Source organism: Pseudomonas sp. FJ2-5-13, from assembly GCF_029201605.1.
GTDB classification, from domain to species: Bacteria; Pseudomonadota; Gammaproteobacteria; order Pseudomonadales; family Pseudomonadaceae; genus Aquipseudomonas; species Aquipseudomonas lactis.
Window position 1 is genome coordinate 1,177,264 of the sequence record NZ_CP104045.1, and the last position, 14,968, is coordinate 1,192,231.

Below are 14,968 nucleotides of genomic sequence, written 5' to 3' on the forward strand. Positions count from 1 at the left end.
CACCGTGACCCTGCCTATTACAAAAGCCCGAAACACCGCTCATTGATGACGCACATATCCAAAGGGAAAGGAAAATGGACGTAGCAGGTAATGGCTTCATTGTGTCGCAACGCAATCGCACCCCCCGTTTCAAGACCACACCCCTCACACCCATAGCACTCGGCCTGGCCTTATGGCTGGGCCACGGTTCCGTGGCCAGGGCAGACGACAACCCTTACACCCCGCAGGTATTGGAATCGGCGTTCAGGACAGCCGTCGCCTCATTCGGCCCTGAGACTGCCGTGTACAAAAACCTCAGGTTTGCCTACGCGGATATTGTCGATCTTGCGGCCAAGGACTTCGCGGCCCAGTCCGGCAAGTTCGATTCGGCCCTCAAGCAAAACTATGAGCTGCAACCCGAGAACCTGACCATTGGCGCCATGCTCGGCGACACCCGTCGGCCACTGGACTACGCTTCGCGCCTGGATTACTACCGCAGCCGGCTGTTCAGCAACAGCGGCCGTTACACCACCAATATCCTCGATTTCTCCAAGGCCATTATCGCCAACCTGCCGGCCGCCAAGCCTTACACCTACGTCGAGCCGGGCGTAAGCAGCAACCTCAGCGGGCAGTTGAACGCAGGCCAGTCCTGGGCTGGCGCAACCCGTGACTGGAGTGCCAACGCGCAAACCTGGAAGACCCCGGAAGCTCAGGTCAATTCCGGCCTGGACCGCACCAACGCGTATTACGCCTATGCCTTGGGCATCACCGGCAAGGGGGTGAATGTCGGCGTACTCGACTCGGGCATCCTCACCGAACACTCCGAGTTCCAGGGCAAAAATGCCCAGGGCCAGGACCGGGTGCAGGCGGTGACCTCCACGGGCGAGTACTACGCCACCCATCCGCGCTACCGCCTTGAAGTACCCAGCGGCGAGTTCAAGCAGGGGGAGCCTTTCAGTATCCCAGGGGAATACGACCCGGCGTTCAACGACGGGCATGGCACGGAAATGTCCGGGGTGCTGGCTGCCAACCGCAACGGCACCGGTATGCACGGCATTGCTTTCGACGCCAACCTGTTTGTCGCCAACACCGGCGGCAGCGACAACGACCGCTACCAAGGCTCCAACGACCTCGACTACAACGCATTTATGGCCAGCTACAACGCCCTGGCGGCGAAGAACGTGGCGATCGTCAACCAGAGTTGGGGGCAGAGCTCGCGCGATGACGTGGAGAACCACTTCGGCAACGTCGGCGACAGCGCCGCGCAAAACCTGCAGGACATGACCGCCGCCTATCGCCCATTCTGGGACAAGGCCCACGCCGGGCACAAAACCTGGATGGACGCCATGGCTGATGCGGCCCGGCAAAACACGTTCATCCAGATCATCTCGGCGGGCAACGACAGCCACGGTGCCAACCCGGACACCAACGCGAACCTGCCGTTTTTCAAACCGGATATCGAAGGCAGGTTCCTCTCGATCACGGGCTATGACGAGACAAGTGCCCAGGTCTACAACCGCTGCGGTACCTCAAAATGGTGGTGTGTGATGGGCGTGTCGGGCATTCCATCTGCCGGCCCCGAGGGCGAAATCATCCCGAATGCCAACGGCACCTCGGCCGCTGCGCCGAGCGTTTCCGGGGCTCTGGCGTTGGTGATGCAGCGCTTCCCCTATATGACGCCCAGCCAAGCGCGGGACGTGTTGCTGACCACCTCCAGCCTGCAAGCGCCGGATGGCCCGGACACGCCAGTGGGCACGCTGACCGGTGGCCGCACCTACGACAACCTGCAACCGGTGCACGATGCGCCGCCGGGTACGCCGCAAGTGCCAGGTGTGGTCAGTGGTTGGGGCTTGCCCAACCTGCAAAAAGCCATGCAAGGGCCGGGGCAGTTCCTCGGTGCGGTGGCAGTGGCTTTACCCAGCGGTACCCGCGATATCTGGGCTAACCCGATTTCCGATGAAGCCATTCGCGCCCGTCGCGTAGAGGACGCTGCCGAACAGGCGACCTGGGCCGCCACTAAAGCGCAAAAAGGCTGGCTCAATGGCCTGCCCGCCAATGCCTCGGCCGATGATCAGTTCGAATACGACATCGGTCATGCCCGGGGGCAGGCAACACTCACCCGCGGCCAGGACGCGCTCACGGGCAGTACCTACGTCGGTAGCCTGGTCAAGTCCGGGGATGGCGAGCTGGTGCTGGAAGGCCAGAACACCTATTCGGGCAGCACTTGGGTACGCGGTGGCAAATTGTCGGTGGACGGCGCGTTGACCTCTGCCGTGACGGTAGATGGCAGCGCCGTGGGCATGCGCAATGCCGATAACGGCGTGATGACCACACTGGGCGGCACCCTGGCCGGCAACGGCACGGTGGGCGCCTTGACCGTCAACAACGGCGGGCGAGTGGCCCCGGGGCATTCGATAGGCACGCTGCGCACCGGCGATGTTACGTTCAATCCGGGGTCGGCGTATGCCGTCGAAGTCGGGGGCGATGGCCGCAGCGACCAGTTGCAGAGCAGCGGGATGGCGACCCTCAACGGTGGAGTGGTGAGCGTGTCCCTGGAGAACAGCCCCAATCTGTTGACCGCCACCGAGGCGCGCAGCTTGCTGGGCCAGCAGTTCACTATCCTCAGCGCCAGCCAAGGTATCCAGGGGCAGTTTGCGGCGTTCGCGCCCAACTACCTGTTCATTGGCACTGCGCTGAACTATCAACCGAACCAGTTGACCCTGGCGATAGCCCGCAACCAGACCACCTTCGCCAGCGTCGCGCAAACCCGCAATGAGCGGTCGGTGGCGACGGTAGCCGAGACATTGGGCGCTGGCAGCCCGGTCTACGAAAGCCTGCTGGCGTCGGATTCCGCGGCTCAGGCGCGGGAAGGGTTCAGGCAACTGTCGGGGCAACTGCACTCGGATGTGGCGGCGGCGCAAATGGCCGACAGCCGCTACCTGCGTGAGGCGGTCAACGCTCGCCTGCAACAGACTCAGGCACTGGACTCCAACGCGCAGATCGACAGCCGTGACAACGGCGGCTGGGTACAGCTACTCGGTGGGCGCAACAACGTCAGTGGTGACAACAACGCCAGCGGCTACTCCTCGTCCACCAGCGGCGTACTGCTGGGCCTGGACACCGAGGTGAACGATGGCTGGCGCGTGGGCGCGGCGACCGGTTATACCCAAAGCCACCTCAACGGCCAGTCGGCGTCGGCGGACAGCGACAACTATCACCTGTCGGTCTATGGTGGCAAACGCTTCGAGGCGATTGCCCTGCGCCTGGGCGGTGCCAGCACCTGGCACCGCCTGGACACTTCGCGACGGGTGGCCTATGCCAATCAGTCGGACCATGCCAAGGCCGACTACAACGCGCGTACCGACCAAGTGTTTGCCGAGATCGGTTACACCCAATGGACCGTGTTTGAACCCTTCGCCAACCTCACGTACCTGAACTATCAAAGCGACTCGTTCAAGGAAAAAGGCGGTGCCGCAGCCTTGCATGCCAGCCAGCAAAGCCAGGACGCGACACTCTCCACCCTGGGCGTGCGTGGCCATACCCAGCTGCCGCTCACGTCCACCTCGGCGGTGACCCTGCGCGGTGAGCTGGGTTGGGAGCACCAGTTTGGTGATACCGATCGTGAAGCTTCTCTGAAGTTTGCCGGCAGTGACACGGCCTTCGCCGTCAACAGCGTGCCTGTGGCCAGGGATGGCGCGGTGATCAAGGCCAGTGCGCAAATGGCGCTGACCAAGGACACCCTGGTGTCGTTGAACTACAGCGGCTTGCTTTCCAACCGCGGTAACAACAACGGGATCAATGCCGGGTTTACCTTCCTGTTCTAACCTTGAATGTAGGAGCGAGCTTGCTCGCGAAAAACTCACAGGCGCCGCGTTTACTCAGGGTGCACGCGTTATCGTTGACGTTTTTCGCGAGCAAGCTCGCTCCTACAGGGTGGGATAAACAGCCCTGCGCAAATTTTGACCCACAGGTTTACAATCCCAGCTCCTGATCAGGAGTATCCCTGTGCTGACTCATCTCGATTCCCAAGGTCGCGCCCATATGGTCGACGTCACCGACAAAGCCGTGACGTTCCGCGAGGCGGTGGCCGAAGCGCGGGTGCGCATGTTGCCCGACACCCTGCAAATGATTGTCGACGGCGCCCACCCCAAGGGCGACGTGTTTGCCGTGGCCCGCATTGCCGGGATCCAGGCAGCGAAAAAAACCAGTGACTTGATCCCCCTGTGCCACCCGTTGATGCTCACCGGCGTCAAGGTGGAACTGCGTGCCGACGGCGCGGACGCTGTGCATATCCTCGCGCGCTGCAAACTCTCCGGCCAGACCGGCGTGGAGATGGAAGCCCTGACCGCCGCCAGCGTCGCGGCGCTGACCATCTACGACATGTGCAAGGCGGTGGATCGCGGCATGACCATTGAGAGTATTCGCCTGCTGGAAAAGCTGGGCGGTAAGAGTGGGCATTTCAAGGCGGATGAACAATGAGTATCAACGTGCTGTTTTTTGCGCGCTACGCCGAAGTGGTGGGCTTTGATTCGCTGGAAATGGAAGGTGAATTCGCCACCGTTGATGCCGTGCGCCTCGCGCTGGCTTCTGACCCGGAATTTGCCGTGCTCAACGAAGCGAGCCTGATGTGTGCGCGCAACGAAGAGTTGTGTAGCCTCGACGAGCCGGTGCAAGCCGGCGATGAAGTCGCCTTCTTTCCCCCCGTGACCGGAGGCTGAGCATGGCCATTCGTGTGCAGGTCGAAGCCTTTGATCCCGGTGCCGAAGTCAACGCCATGCATGCGGCCAACGTGGGCGTGGGCGCGGTGGTGAGCTTTGTCGGCTATGTACGCGACTTCAATGACGGGCGCGACGTGTCAGGGATGTTCCTGGAACACTACCCCGGCATGACCGAAAAGGCCCTGGGCAAGATCGCCGTGGAAGCCGAACAGCGCTGGCCGTTGCTCAAGCTGGAAGTGTTGCATCGTATTGGCGCGCTGGAGCCGGGCGAGCCGATTGTGTTTGTCGGCGCGGCCAGTGCGCATCGCCAGGCGGCGTTTGATGCCTGTGCGTTTGTGATGGATTACCTGAAGACGCGGGCGCCGTTCTGGAAAAAGGAAAACACCAGTGAGGGGCCGCGTTGGGTAGAAGGGCGCAGCAGTGACCACGCCGCAGCGGATCGCTGGAAGTAGCCAGCCAGACGCAGAAACCAGTGTGGGAGCTGGCTTGCCTGCGATAGCATCACCTCGGCGTGACTGAAAAACCGAGGTGTCTGTATCGCAGGCAAGCCAGCTCCCACACAAGCCAGCTCCCACATTTTTTATCGCATTCCTGTATCAGGGGCGTTTGCGTTCTACAGCCCGCAACAAATGCGTCGGCGGTGTCTCACAGCTGATCTTGCGCCCCAGCAACGCCTCGATGGACGGCAACTGGTACGAGTCATCCTCGCCCGCAAAGCTGATCGACACACCCGCAGCCCCAGCACGCCCGGTACGGCCGATGCGGTGTACGTAGTCGTCCGGCACTTCCGGCAGGGTGAAGTTGATCACGTGGCTGATGCCGTCGATGTGAATACCACGACCGGCCACGTCGGTGGCTACCAGCACGCGGATCTTGCCTTCACGGAAGCCTTCCAGGGTCTTGATGCGCTTGTGCTGCGGCACGTCGCCCGACAGTTGCGCGGCGTTGACGCCGTCGCGCACCAGGCGTTCTTCGATGCGGCGCACTTCGTCCTTGCGGTTGGCGAACACCATCACGCGCTCCCAGCCGTTATCGTTGACCAGGTTGTAGAGCAGCTTGTACTTGTCGGCACCGGCGACGGCGTAGATATGCTGCTCGACGTTTTCGCTGGCGACGTTGAGTGCTTCGATCTCGACGATGGACGGGTCAGTGGTCCACTGCTTGGCGAGGTTCATCACGTCTTCGGTGAAGGTCGCGGAGAACAGCAGGGTCTGGCGCTCGGTTTTCGGCGGGGTCTGGCGAATGATCTGGCGTACTTGTGGGATAAAGCCCATGTCGAGCATGCGGTCGGCTTCGTCCAGCACCATCACTTCGACCATGTCCAGGTGCACGTCGCCGCGCTGGTTAAAGTCGAGCAGGCGGCCCGGGGTGGCGACGAGGATGTCGCAATGGCGGGCTTCAAGGTGCTTGAGCTGCTTGTCGAAGTCCATGCCGCCCACGAACGTCATGACGTTGAGGCCGGTGTACTTGGTCAGGTCGGCGGCGTCCTTGGCGATCTGCACCACCAGCTCACGGGTCGGGGCGATGATCAGCGCACGCGGTTCACCCATGTAACGCTCTTTGGGCGGCGGCGTTTGCAGCAGTTGGGTGATGATCGAGATCAGGAACGCGGCGGTCTTGCCGGTGCCGGTCTGGGCGCGGCCGATGGCGTCTTTGCCCGCGAGGGTGAAGCCCAGCACTTGCGCCTGGATCGGCGTGCAGTACGGGAAACCCAGGTCCTGGATGGCGTGCATCAGTTCCGGGGCCAGTTTGAAATCGTGGAAGCGGGTCTTGCCTTCCTGAGGTTCGACGACGAAGTCTTCGAGTTTCCAGGGGGGCGCGGGCGGCTTGGGCGCACGTTCGCGACGGGGCTTGGCCACAGGCGTCGGGGCGGGCTCGGCAGGCTTTACCTGTTCCGGCGGCGTCACCCTGGTTGTGTTCGGTGAGGCGGCGGGTGCGTTCCGGCCGGGCTGTTGACCGTCATGGCGGTTGCCGGGCTTGAGGGCAGGTGCACTGGGAACAGGCGCGAGCGGCTCAGCCTCGCTTTTGCCGAACATCTTCTTGAGTGCTTTGAGCACGGTCATCTCATTAATTGATTAAGGAATGTACGCCGGCCAGTGTAATGCAAGAATCGGGCGCGGCGTAGTGCGTCTGTCATACGGCTACATAAACACGGGGTTCAGCGCAGGCGTTCAGTCAGCCAGGTGCCGATATCGTGTATCTCTTGGGGTAACACTTCGTGGCCCATTGGGTATTCCTGCCATGTCACGGTGACACCACGGCCCTTCAAATGCTCGTAGGCGCTGCGGCCCATGGCGTTTTGCACCACTTCGTCGTACTGACCATGCAGGCACAGCGTGGGGATGCGTTGCTGGCTGGCGGATAATTGCAGGTCATTATCGAAGGTGGGCGCATAGGTGGAGAGGGCGATCACACCGCCCAAGGGCCCCTCCCATTTCTTGAACGCGGTGTGGAAAACCACGGCGCCGCCTTGAGAAAAACCGGCGAGGAAAATTCGCGAAGTGTCTATTCCGGTTCTCTGTTGTGTCTCGATCAGGTCCGTAACCATTTTTGCCGACGTTTCCAGTTCTTCCAGACTGATCGAACGGGCCGGGCTCATGGCCTTGATGTCGTACCAGCTCGGCATCTCGTAGCCGCCATTAATCGTCACGGGGCGGGTGGGGGCCTGGGGCAAAACAAAGCGGGTGCTCAGCAAGGTTTCCTGCAGCGCTTCGGCCACCGGCAAGAAGTCGTAGCGATCGGCGCCCAGGCCATGCAGCCAGATAACGCAGGCGTCTGCGGGCTTGGCAGGCTGAAGAATCAAGGGTTCGGTCATGTTTGCTCCATAGATGTGCGGGTGCTCCGATTAGGTGCGTCGGAACGGTGCGCGACAGGTTGATCTGTTAAGAGAATGTCGCAAGGCTGAATCTTTTGCCATTCAAGCGCAGTTGCAGCCACTCGGCCAAGACTCTGGTACGCGCCTTGCTATGTGTATCTCGATGTCAGAACTCTCCTAGGACGGTAACACTATCAGTGACTGCCGCTCGTGGGAAAGCAACTGGAATTACCGCAAAAACCTCATGCTGCTTGGCCCCAAAAAAAACCAACACGGGTCGATATCGCCTCATAAGGGTGCGCTGAGGTTGGAGCTCCGACACAACAAGAGCAATTGGAGGTTTGTAATGAAGGTATTGAAATCCACCCTGGCCATCGTCACTGCGGCGGCTGTACTGGGTGTCAGTGGTTTTGCCCAGGCGGGCGCCACCCTGGACGCCGTGCAGAAAAAAGGCTTCGTGCAGTGCGGTGTGAGTGACGGCCTGCCGGGTTTCTCGGTGCCGGATGCCAGCGGCAAGATCCTTGGGATCGACGCTGACTATTGCCGCGCTGTGGCGGCTGCCGTGTTTGGCGATGCCACCAAGGTCAAGTTCAGCCAGTTGAACGCCAAGGAGCGTTTCACCGCGCTTCAGTCAGGCGAAGTCGACATCTTGTCGCGCAACACCACCATGACCAGCTCCCGCGACGCGGGCATGGGCCTGAAATTCCCGGGCTTCATTACCTACTACGACGGCATCGGCTTTCTGGTGAACAACAAGCTGGGCGTCAAGAGCGCCAAGGAACTGGACGGTGCAACCATCTGCATCCAGGCCGGTACCACGACTGAGCTGAACGTTTCCGACTACTTCCGCGCCAACAACCTCAAATACACCCCGATCACCTTCGACACCTCCGATGAAAGCGCCAAGTCGCTGGAATCCGGGCGTTGCGACGTTCTGACGTCCGACAAATCCCAGCTGTTCGCCCAGCGCAGCAAGCTGGCTTCGCCGAAAGACTACGTGGTGCTGCCGGAAACCATTTCCAAGGAGCCCCTGGGCCCGGTCGTGCGTAATGGCGACGACGAGTGGCTGGCCATCGTGCGCTGGGTGGGCTACGCCATGCTCAACGCGGAAGAGGCCGGTGTGACCTCCAAAAACGTCGAAGCTGAAGCCAAGTCCACCAAGAACCCGGACGTTGCGCGTCTGCTCGGTGCCGACGGCGAATACGGCAAAGACCTGAAAGTGAAGAAGGACTGGGTAGTACAGATCGTCAAGCAAGTGGGTAACTACGGCGAGATGTTCGAGCGCAATCTGGGCAAGAGCACGCCATTGGAAATCGACCGTGGCCTGAACGCCCTGTGGAACAACGGCGGCATTCAATACGCACCCCCTGTGCGCTGATCGCTGATGGTTCTGTCACCCGGTAGGCCAACTGCCGGGTGATGTTCTGTTCCATTATTTTCGGGGCACTTCATGCAAAATCAAATCGGCGCACCCAAGCAGAAGCTCAGCTTCAGCGACCCCAAAGTGCGTGCGTGGCTGTTCCAGATCATCACGATCGTGGCAGTGGTCTCGCTGGGCTGGTACCTGTTCCATAACACCCAGACCAACCTGCAACACCGGGGCATCACCTCGGGTTTCGACTTTCTTGAGCGCAGTGCCGGCTTTGGCATCGCGCAGCATTTGATCGACTACACCGAATCGGACAGCTATGCCCGGGTGTTTGTCATCGGCCTGCTCAACACCTTGCTGGTGACCGTCATCGGTGTGGTGCTGGCAACGCTGCTCGGCTTCATCATCGGCGTGGCGCGCTTGTCGCCCAACTGGATGATCAACAAGCTGGCGACGGTGTACGTGGAGGTGTTTCGCAACATTCCGCCGCTGCTGCAAATCCTGTTCTGGTACTTCGCGGTGTTCCTGACCATGCCAGGACCGCGCAACAGCCATAACTTCGGTGACACCTTCTTTGTCAGCAGCCGTGGCCTGAACATGCCGGCAGCGCTGGCGTCCGACGGGTTCTGGCCGTTTGTGGCCAGCCTGGCGGTCGCCATCGTTGCCATCGTGCTGATGACCCGCTGGGCCAACAAGCGCTTTGAAGCGACCGGGGTTCCTTTCCATAAATTCTGGGCGGGCCTGGCGCTGCTGGTGGTGATCCCGACGCTGTGCGTGTTGCTCTTCGGCACGCCGCTGCATTGGGAAATGCCCAGGCTTGCTGGCTTCAACTTCGTCGGCGGCTGGGTGCTGATCCCGGAACTGCTGGCGTTGACCTTGGCGCTGACGGTGTACACGGCAGCGTTCATTGCCGAGATCGTGCGCTCGGGCATCAAGTCCGTCAGCCATGGCCAGACCGAAGCGGCACGTTCGCTGGGCCTGCGCCCCGGGCCGACGCTGCGCAAGGTCATCATCCCGCAAGCGTTGCGCGTGATCATTCCACCGCTGACCAGCCAATACCTGAACCTGGCGAAAAACTCGTCGTTGGCCGCCGGTATCGGCTATCCGGAAATGGTTTCGCTGTTTGCCGGCACGGTGCTCAACCAGACCGGCCAGGCCATTGAAGTCATTGCCATCACCATGAGCGTGTACCTGGCGATCAGCATCAGCATTTCCCTGCTGATGAACTGGTACAACAAGCGCATTGCGCTGATCGAGCGGTGAGGACACACCCATGACTACGCATACGTTCAAACCTGACATGCCACCGCCGAGCAAAGTCTTCGGGCCGGTGGCCTGGATGCGCGCCAACTTGTTCTCGAGCTGGCTCAATACACTGCTGACCTTGCTGGCGATCTACCTGGTGTACCTGGTGGTGCCGCCGATCCTGCACTGGGCCATCCTCGATGCCAACTGGGTGGGCACCACCCGCGCCGACTGCACCAAGGAGGGCGCCTGCTGGGTGTTTATCCAACAGCGCTTCGGGCAGTTCATGTATGGCTACTACCCCGTCGACCTGCGCTGGCGCGTGGACATGACGGTATGGCTGGCCATCGTCGGCGTGGCGCCGTTGTTCATCGCGCGTTTCCCGCGCAAGGCGATTTACGGCCTGGGCTTTCTGGTGCTGTACCCGATCATCGCCTACTGCTTGCTGCACGGCGGCGTGTTCGGCCTGAGTAATGTGGCGACCAGCCAATGGGGCGGCCTGATGCTGACCCTGGTGATCGCCACCGTGGGCATCGCCGGTGCCTTGCCGCTGGGCATTGTGCTGGCGCTGGGACGGCGTTCGAACATGCCGGCCATTCGGGTGGTCTGCGTGACCTTCATCGAGTTCTGGCGCGGCGTGCCGTTGATCACTGTGCTGTTCATGTCGTCGGTGATGCTGCCGCTGTTCCTGCCCGAGGGCATGAACTTCGACAAGCTGCTGCGGGCGCTGATCGGGGTGATCCTGTTCCAATCGGCCTATGTGGCCGAAGTGGTGCGCGGTGGTCTGCAGGCGATTCCCAAGGGGCAATACGAAGCCGCTGCGGCGATGGGCCTGGGCTACTGGCGCAGCATGGGCCTGGTGATTTTGCCGCAGGCCTTGAAGTTGGTGATCCCTGGGATCGTCAACACCTTTATCGCCCTGTTCAAGGACACCAGCCTTGTGATCATTATCGGCCTGTTCGACCTGCTCAACAGCGTCAAGCAAGCCGCCGCCGACCCCAAATGGTTGGGCATGGCCACTGAAGGCTACGTGTTCGCCGCTTTGGTGTTCTGGATTTTCTGTTTTGGTATGTCGCGCTATTCCATGCATCTGGAACGCAAGCTCGACACTGGCCACAAGCGTTAGGAGTTTTTTGATGAGCGAAGCAATCAAACAGCCTGTGAGCCCTGAAGGCATTATCCAGATGCAGGGCGTCAACAAGTGGTACGGCCAGTTCCATGTGTTGAAAGACATCAACCTCAACGTCAAGCAGGGCGAGCGTATCGTGCTGTGCGGCCCGTCGGGTTCGGGCAAGTCCACCACCATCCGCTGCCTCAACCGCCTGGAAGAGCACCAGCAAGGCCGCATCGTGGTCGATGGCGTGGAGCTGACCAACGACCTCAAGCAGATCGAAGCGATCCGCCGTGAAGTCGGCATGGTGTTCCAGCACTTCAACCTGTTCCCGCATTTGACCATCCTGCAAAACTGCACGCTGGCGCCGATGTGGGTGCGCAAGATGCCCAAGCGCAAGGCCGAGGAAATCGCCATGCATTACCTGGAGCGCGTGCGCATTCCGGAGCAGGCGCACAAGTTTCCGGGGCAGCTTTCAGGTGGTCAGCAACAGCGCGTGGCGATCGCCCGCGCGCTGTGCATGAAGCCCAAAATCATGTTGTTCGATGAGCCGACATCGGCGCTGGACCCGGAAATGGTGAAAGAGGTACTGGACACCATGATCGGCCTGGCCGAAGACGGCATGACCATGTTGTGCGTGACTCACGAAATGGGCTTTGCCCGCACCGTGGCCAACCGCGTGATCTTCATGGACAAGGGCGAAATCGTGGAACAGGCGGCGCCGAATGACTTTTTTGATAATCCGCAGAATGAGCGGACTCGCTTGTTCTTGAGCCAGATACTGCATTGATGGAGCGTTAAAAAATAAACCCGGCCTGGTAGCCTAATGCCGTTCAGTCAAGGATTTTTGTAGGAGCGAGCTTGCTCGCGAGAAACTCACAGGCGCCGCGTTCAATCAGGAAACACGCGTTCTCGTTGACGTTTTTCGCGAGCAAGCTCGCTCCTACACGGCATGGTTCAGGAGGCTTGGGCCGCCATAAGGTTTTCTACTTTTCCATAAGACACCTGCGTCCAATAATTACCCTCTGAGGGTAATTTTCAATCGAAAATACTGCTCCTTTTCCTGCCTAAGAACCCTAGTGCGTTGCCTTTGTAGGCAACTCCGAATAGCCTGTAGGAAAATTCATCCTATGATTGGACGAAAGCGCAAATCCCATGACAGACATCGCCCCGCTGATCAAACGCTCGCTGGTTGACCAGGCCCTGGAGCAACTGCGCCTGCGCATCTCCCAGGGCGTATGGGCCATCGGCGAGCGCCTGCCCACCGAGCCCGAGTTGTCCGCCGAGCTGGGGATCAGCCGGAACACCGTGCGTGAAGCCATGCGGGTATTGGCCTTCTCGGGCTTGATCGACATTCGCCAGGGCGATGGCAGTTACCTGCGCTCGATGACCGACCCGCTGGGCACGATGCGGGCGCTGTCTCATTGCACGTTGGAGCAAGCGCAGGAGACGCGCCAGATTCTGGAAGTGGAGGCCATCGGCCTGGCTGCGTTGCGGCGTACCGAAGCGGACCTTGAGGCATTGCGCAAGGCGCTCGCTCTGAGCGCCGAGCGGTATCACGGTGATCTGGAGGCCTATATCTGCGCCGATCTTGTGTTCCACCAGCACTTGGTAGACGCGGCGCACAACCCGGCCTTGAGCGAGCTGTACCACTACTTCTCGGCCATTGTCGGCGCGCAGCTGCGCCAGACCCTGAACCGCTCACCGCGACGCCAGGCGGTGTTCGACCTGCATGGAGCGCTGCTCGATGCGGTGGAACAACAAGACCCGGACCGCGCCAAATCCCTCTGCCGGCAGTTGATCAATGAACCCTGAAGCCCCACGCAAGACCGAACTCGAAGAACTGTTGATCGATGCCGAAGCCGACGACGACAGCGTGCAGCAGGCGCCGCCGAGCGTGGTTCGGCCATGGCTGCTGTTGCTGGGCCTGGTGTTGGTGGCCTTGAACCTTCGCCCGGCCTTGTCGAGCCTGTCGCCGTTGCTGGCAGAGGTTTCGAACAGCTTGGGACTGTCCGCCGCCAAGGCCGGTTTGCTGACCACCTTGCCGGTGCTGTGCCTGGGCCTGTTCGCGCCCACTGCGCCGATACTGGCACGGCGTTTCGGCGCCGAGCGCGTGGTGCTCGGTATCCTGCTGACCCTGGCCGCCGGGATCATCCTGCGCAGCTCATTCGGTGAGGTGGGGTTGTTCCTCGGTAGCCTGGTTGCCGGGGCGAGCATTGGCATCATCGGCGTGTTGCTGCCGGGTATCGTCAAGCGTGATTTCGCCAGGCAGGCCGGGGCCATGACCGGTGTCTACACCATGGCGTTGTGCTTGGGCGCCGCCATGGCGGCCGGTGCCTCGGTGCCGCTGAGCCACGCCTTTGGCGACAGTTGGAAGATCGGCCTGGGCTTCTGGATCCTGCCGGCTCTGGTGGCGGCCCTGGTATGGTTACCCCAGATTGGGCAGAAGCACGGCGCCCATCGTGTGGCCTATCGTGTGAAGGGTTTGCTGCGCGATCCCCTGGCCTGGCAGGTCACCCTGTACATGGGCCTGCAATCGTCCCTGGCCTACATCGTGTTCGGCTGGTTGCCGTCGATCCTGATCGGCCGTGGCCTGAGCGCGACCGAAGCCGGGTTGGCGCTGTCGGGCTCGATCATCGTGCAACTGCTCAGCTCCCTGGCGGCACCGTGGCTGGCGACGCGCGGCAAGGACCAGCGCCTGGCGATTGTGGTGGTGATGCTGCTGACCCTCGGCGGGCTGTTCGGTTGCCTGTATGCACCGCTGGAGGGCCTGTGGGGTTGGGCGATTTTGCTCGGCCTGGGGCAGGGCGGTACCTTCAGCCTGGCACTGACCTTGATCGTGTTGCGCTCGCGCGATTCCCATGTGGCGGCCAACCTGTCGAGCATGGCCCAGGGCATCGGTTACACCCTGGCGTCGATGGGCCCGTTCGCGGTCGGCCTGGTGCATGACTGGACCGGCGGCTGGACCGCCATTGGCTGGATCTTCGCCGTGATCGGCCTGGGTGCCATCGTCGCCGGCCTGGGCGCCGGGCGTGCGCGCTATGTGCAGGTCACCAGCGAGAAGGTCTAGAGATACACCACTTCCAGCGTGGCCGAGCCATCGAGCGCAGTTTCCACGCTCAGGTCCAGGTTCTGGCGGGCATTGATCACGGTCTGCACCGTGACATTGCCCCCCAGGGTACCGATGGCCGTGGGCCCGCTGACGCTGCCTTCCACGTCGGTAAAGCCCAGGTAGCTTCGCGAGCCAATATCGATGGGGTTGAGATTGGAGGTGCGCCACGCCAGGCCACCGGTGGTGGACTCGGTGCCATAGATCTGCGCGGTGTTGCTGGCCTGGGTTTGCCGCGGGTCGAAGGTCATGGAGTAAACCCCCAGGCGGTTGCCGCTGCTATCAAACCCCAGCCCGTAGTAAATCTCGCTGTTGACCATGGCCGAGCCGTCGCGGTTGTCGCGCATGCGAAGGGCGTAGCGGACGGGGCCATTGCAGGCGATGCCGACATGCAGCGTCTTCAAGGGCAGGCGCGTGGCGGTCTCCAGGTTCAGGTCTTGCTGGGCAACCTTGCCGTAGTCGATCAGGCCGCCGCTGGAAAGCTGCGGCATGCAGGCGGCGGGGACGATCAGGCCGTGGACGCTCAGGTCTACCGTCGAGGCGGCCAGCACCGAGGGCGCGCAGGCCAGTGACAACAGGCTGGAAAGGATGCGGGTTTTCATGGGAGTGACTCCTTACAGGG

Annotated in this window: 13 protein-coding genes; 10 read left to right on the top strand and 3 right to left on the bottom strand. The window is 61.4% G+C overall.

The window, feature by feature from the left end; genetic code table 11:
- Window positions 1-74: 74 nt before the first annotated feature.
- The 4 genes from N2A98_RS05215 to moaE all read left to right on the top strand — a co-directional run bounded on the left by N2A98_RS05215 (window position 75) and on the right by moaE (window position 5,149).
- On the top strand, window positions 75-3,803 hold the full coding sequence (locus N2A98_RS05215) for an autotransporter serine protease (protein ID WP_275623103.1): 3,729 nt from the start codon (window positions 75-77) through the stop codon (window positions 3,801-3,803).
- A 181-nt stretch (window positions 3,804-3,984) separates the two neighbouring features.
- The gene (moaC, locus tag N2A98_RS05220) at window positions 3,985-4,458 is read left to right on the top strand and encodes a cyclic pyranopterin monophosphate synthase MoaC (protein WP_032893473.1); all 474 of its coding nucleotides are present in this window, start codon (window positions 3,985-3,987) and stop codon (window positions 4,456-4,458) included.
- Window positions 4,455-4,697 (top strand): molybdopterin converting factor subunit 1, encoded by a 243-nt coding sequence (moaD, locus tag N2A98_RS05225; RefSeq protein ID WP_047712638.1) that lies wholly within the window; start codon window positions 4,455-4,457, stop codon window positions 4,695-4,697. Before moaC ends, moaD begins: the two co-directional genes overlap by 4 nt.
- 2 nt (window positions 4,698-4,699) lie before the next feature.
- Complete coding sequence (gene moaE / locus N2A98_RS05230) at window positions 4,700-5,149, top strand: molybdopterin synthase catalytic subunit MoaE (RefSeq protein WP_125969552.1); 450 nt, start codon at window positions 4,700-4,702, stop codon at window positions 5,147-5,149.
- A 144-nt stretch (window positions 5,150-5,293) separates the two neighbouring features.
- Here moaE and rhlB read toward each other — a convergent pair whose 3' ends face one another.
- Together rhlB and N2A98_RS05240 are read right to left on the bottom strand one after the other, a co-directional pair.
- Window positions 5,294-6,760, bottom strand: coding sequence for an ATP-dependent RNA helicase RhlB (gene rhlB / locus N2A98_RS05235; RefSeq protein WP_275623104.1), 1,467 nt, complete (start codon window positions 6,758-6,760; stop codon window positions 5,294-5,296).
- A gap of 95 nt (window positions 6,761-6,855) precedes the next feature.
- Window positions 6,856-7,512, bottom strand: coding sequence for an alpha/beta hydrolase (locus N2A98_RS05240; RefSeq protein ID WP_044271981.1), 657 nt, complete (start codon window positions 7,510-7,512; stop codon window positions 6,856-6,858).
- A gap of 346 nt (window positions 7,513-7,858) precedes the next feature.
- Between N2A98_RS05240 and N2A98_RS05245 the strand changes: the two genes are divergently transcribed.
- From N2A98_RS05245 to N2A98_RS05270, 6 genes are all read left to right on the top strand, one after another.
- Window positions 7,859-8,890 carry an amino acid ABC transporter substrate-binding protein gene (locus N2A98_RS05245; RefSeq protein ID WP_044271982.1) on the top strand — a complete coding sequence of 344 codons (1,032 nt, stop codon included), beginning with the start codon at window positions 7,859-7,861 and terminating at the stop codon, window positions 8,888-8,890.
- Window positions 8,891-8,962: 72 nt separating this feature from the next.
- A complete protein-coding gene (locus tag N2A98_RS05250; RefSeq protein ID WP_044271984.1) occupies window positions 8,963-10,144 on the top strand; it encodes an amino acid ABC transporter permease in 1,182 nt (393 codons plus the stop codon).
- A gap of 10 nt (window positions 10,145-10,154) precedes the next feature.
- A complete protein-coding gene (locus tag N2A98_RS05255) occupies window positions 10,155-11,252 on the top strand; it encodes an amino acid ABC transporter permease (protein WP_047712643.1) in 1,098 nt (365 codons plus the stop codon).
- Window positions 11,253-11,262: 10 nt separating this feature from the next.
- Window positions 11,263-12,027 carry an amino acid ABC transporter ATP-binding protein gene (locus N2A98_RS05260; RefSeq protein ID WP_003188759.1) on the top strand — a complete coding sequence of 255 codons (765 nt, stop codon included), beginning with the start codon at window positions 11,263-11,265 and terminating at the stop codon, window positions 12,025-12,027.
- 365 nt (window positions 12,028-12,392) lie between these two features.
- Window positions 12,393-13,052 carry a FadR/GntR family transcriptional regulator gene (locus N2A98_RS05265; RefSeq protein WP_044271987.1) on the top strand — a complete coding sequence of 220 codons (660 nt, stop codon included), beginning with the start codon at window positions 12,393-12,395 and terminating at the stop codon, window positions 13,050-13,052.
- Window positions 13,042-14,307, top strand: a complete 1,266-nt coding sequence (locus N2A98_RS05270) for a CynX/NimT family MFS transporter (protein WP_069557880.1) — start codon at window positions 13,042-13,044, stop codon at window positions 14,305-14,307. The genes N2A98_RS05265 and N2A98_RS05270 overlap by 11 nt, the downstream gene beginning before the upstream one ends.
- Here the strand turns inward: N2A98_RS05270 and N2A98_RS05275 are convergent.
- Entirely contained in the window at window positions 14,304-14,948 is a 645-nt protein-coding gene (locus tag N2A98_RS05275) for a DUF1120 domain-containing protein (RefSeq protein WP_044271989.1), read from the bottom strand. The genes N2A98_RS05270 and N2A98_RS05275 overlap by 4 nt on opposite strands.
- Window positions 14,949-14,968 lie beyond the last annotated feature (20 nt).